Annotated in this window: 3 protein-coding genes; all 3 read right to left on the minus strand. The window is 58.4% G+C overall.

Annotated elements, in window-relative coordinates; translation table 11 throughout:
• Positions 1–12: 12 nt before the first annotated feature.
• Positions 13–1,434 (minus strand): DNA polymerase III subunit beta, encoded by a 1,422-nt coding sequence (locus ACIREA_RS29325; protein WP_397385868.1) that lies wholly within the window; start codon positions 1,432–1,434, stop codon positions 13–15.
• Between the two features lie 78 nt (positions 1,435–1,512).
• A complete protein-coding gene (locus ACIREA_RS29330) occupies positions 1,513–2,583 on the minus strand; it encodes a DNA ligase (protein ID WP_397385869.1) in 1,071 nt (356 codons plus the stop codon).
• Positions 2,584–2,675: 92 nt separating this feature from the next.
• Positions 2,676–3,180, minus strand: a 505-nt coding sequence (locus ACIREA_RS29335; RefSeq protein ID WP_397385870.1) for a hypothetical protein, incomplete at its 5' end; no start/stop codon positions are given.

Genomic DNA, 3,180 nt, shown 5'->3' on the forward strand with positions numbered 1-3,180 from the left:
GTGTGGTTTGGCTTACAGCTTGAGGCCCTGCAGGCTGCGCAGGGTGGAGCGCACGGAGTTGAACTCGCGGCTGCTGTTCTTGTGGTCGCGGTGGACGGCCTTCAGTTTGGTCGAGAGGTCGCGCAGGAGGTTGAACCCGTCGGTGAACTTGTCCCGGATTTGCAGGGTCAAATCGAGGGCTTCTTCGAGCGGCGACGGCGTGCCATTGGGTGTCGGTTCTTCGGGGGTGGGATTCGTGATCATGGATTTGGGTGGTGGTGCTGCTGGAAGAACAGGCCGTGGTGGCGGCATGTTCACCTGAGCGGGTTGTTGGTTGGGTGGAGGCTGGGTGTTGGCTCCATCCGGCCGCAGTGGCATCACGATCATCTGCCTGCCTTTGTTGTGAAAACGCAGGGGCGCGATTTGATCAATGATGCTGATGGTGTTGAGACCGTAATCGAGGGCCTTGATGAGGAACCGGCGGCTCAAGAAGATCAGTGCTTCCGGGCCTTCCGCTTTGGCATCGAGCACAGGGACTCGCGTCCAAGGCTCGTTGCTGCTGTCTTTGCCGAGGAGCAGCAACTGCCCCTCTTTGCATTCCAAGCCGATGGTCTGGAACTTCTCCGCATCGTGACAAGGCATGCGCTGGATCAGCTTGATGAGCATCTCCAGTTTTGCCGGATCGAGAATGATGTGGGTCCTGGCGTCATCAGGACTTGGAATGGTTTGTCGCCAGTTGGGATAGTTCCCTTCGATCTGCTTGCTGATGAACCGCCAGCGCCGGCTGCTGAGCTGGACCGCCTTTTCATCGACCTTCATCTGCCACTCCCCATCCGCATTGAACTCCTTCCACCCCAGGAACTTGTGATTCGGGATGATGACGGAGTTCTTGAGCGGCAGCGTGAACGAATTCGCGCTGTAGAGATGCCTGCCATCCGTGCCCACAATGTAGTTGGCCTTGGGATTGCTGGTGTCGATGAAGGTGCCGTTGAGCACGTAACGGGTGGCGTCAACGCTGGCGCATTCCATTGCTTCGTGGATGGACCGGCGAAGTTCTGGCGGCAGCGCGATGGCCTCCGTTTTAATGCGTGGAGTGACGGGAAACTCCTCAATCGGGAAGTGCTTCACCTTTTGTTCACCAAGGCTGTCAGCCAGGGCGAACTTGATGCAGCCGGGTTCAATGTGGATGCGCTCGTCTTTGCCGCAGTTTTTAGTGATTTGCACAAGCTGGTCATACGGGATGAGCACAGCCATGGGCGGACCTTCGGCAGGATGTTCGAGACGCATGGTAACGAAGCGGTCCAGGTCGGTGCCGGTGAGTGCGATCCAACCGTCGCCAGTGCGTTCGACTTTGACATGATGCAGGACAGGCAGGGTGGCTCGTGGATTGATCACTTTGCCAAGGCCTGCCAGAGCGGGCTTCAATTCCGCAATGGGGAGTGTGATGGGATTCATTGTGTTGGTGGTGGGTTGTACGCAAAAAAGCCCATGAACCGGTGTACGGCGCATGGGCTTCGAGCGTGGTTGAGCTGGTTAGGCCGCGGTCTGAGTCACCTCGGCTTTATACTTGAGCTGGGCCGTGATGCACTCAGCCGCACGAATGTCGGTTCGCGAGCCCAGGTAAACCGGCTGGTAAATGCTGCCGGATTCCTTGAATGCGTACAGATAGCGGCACTCCACCACGGTTCCCGGCTCAGGAACATCGTGGTTGGGTGGAATGGTGACGTTGCCAGCAGGACGTACTTTTTCGCCCTCGAACAGGATCAATGAAACGCTCCGTTTATCATTCACCTTGGTGACGATGAAGGAGGCGGTTTCATGGAACTTGAACTTGAGCTGACTGCCACCGCTGTTGGGGCGGCCGGGGATGTAAGGCGCGTCCTTGTGTTTGAACACAACGCCTTCTTTCCCTTCGTTTTTAAACTGCTGGAACCAGCCAGCCGTTTGAGGCGGGAAGAACACCCTCACCCCCCGGATATGGGGATGATCGAAGGCGTTGAGCATGTCGCGAATTCGCAGATAGCGCACCGAGAATGCCAGGGGGCGCATGTCCTCCGGGCCGATGGTGAGCAGGTCGAAAGCGTGGAAGGTGTCTCCTACCGCTTCGCCATCGATAACGAAGTTGCGCGGGTATTTGGCCGCGTTGCGTGCGATCCCGTCTGGAACAGCGGTGGGAAATCCCAGGCGGTTGATGCCGGTGATCTGGTCGCCGTCCTTTCGGAGGAGCAGGCGGCGGCCGTCGAGCTTCTCCTGCATCCAGTAGTCGGGGTTGAGCAACACCTGGTCGAGTTGCTGTTCGTTGATGGGATTGAGGAGCTGGCAGTGGATGCCGCTATGCTGTCCGGGAGAATCCGGTAGCGTGGTGGTGCCTGCGTCGGTTCCGGGCGTGTAGCCCTTGGCCATTTTCTCGCGGACAAGTCTGTCGTAGATGTCTTTGGCGATGGGGTATTCGACCGGTGTCGGTGTTTTGCTGCCAGTGCTGAGCGTGGAGCCGCGCCGGCCATAGGCGAATTGTACGAGATAGCCGGCATCCTTGGACAGGATGCTGGCCTGATACACTTTGTCGGAGGGACCAGAGCGAAAGTACAGAGTGATGCTTTCCATGAGATGGGTGTCCTTTCTTGGAATGAAAAGAGCCGGACGATCCTGCGATCATCCGGCTCTGGGTTTGTATGGGTGGTTGGGTGCGTGCCGTGTCAGTAGTTGTACGGATCACGGCGTTGCTGCTGCTGGCGCATACGCATCGTGAGAATCGATTTCCCGATGGAAATCAGTCCGCAGATGAGGCCGATGACCAGCATGGCCGAGAGCGGAACGAGCACCATGTTGGAGGTGGTCCGCGTGATGAGGTCAATCCAGACGTTGAATTGCTGCAAAGCCAGCGTGACCAGCGGTGCCACCAGGACGGCGGGCACCGCAAGGCCGAGAGCAAGGCGCAGGTTGAACTTGAACCACTCCCGCAGGATGCCCTGCGGGGAGATCCAGTATTCAAACCGGCGGCATGTGAAGCTGACGACCTCGGCCGAACGCTCAATGGCGCTCAAGTTGGGCAGGTCGTGGTCAACGACAGGTTCACTCAGCGGTTCAGGCTGCCATCGTCGTATGACGATCTGGTGGACCTGCTTCGCCCATGTGGTGGCGGGCACCGTTGGGAGCTGGCGGGGTGGTGGTGGGGACTGTTCGTCCCATTCGGGTTGTTCC

Source organism: Prosthecobacter sp., assembly GCF_044373815.1.
Classification (GTDB): domain Bacteria; phylum Verrucomicrobiota; class Verrucomicrobiia; order Verrucomicrobiales; family Verrucomicrobiaceae; genus Prosthecobacter.

Excerpts from the sequence above, each read along its gene's own strand:
- ACIREA_RS29330 (WP_397385869.1), bottom strand. The coding sequence starts at position 2,583 with ATGGAAAGCATCACTCTGTACTTTCGCTCTGGTCCCTCCGACAAAGTG.
- ACIREA_RS29325 (WP_397385868.1), bottom strand. The coding sequence starts at position 1,434 with ATGAATCCCATCACACTCCCCATTGCGGAATTGAAGCCCGCTCTGGCA.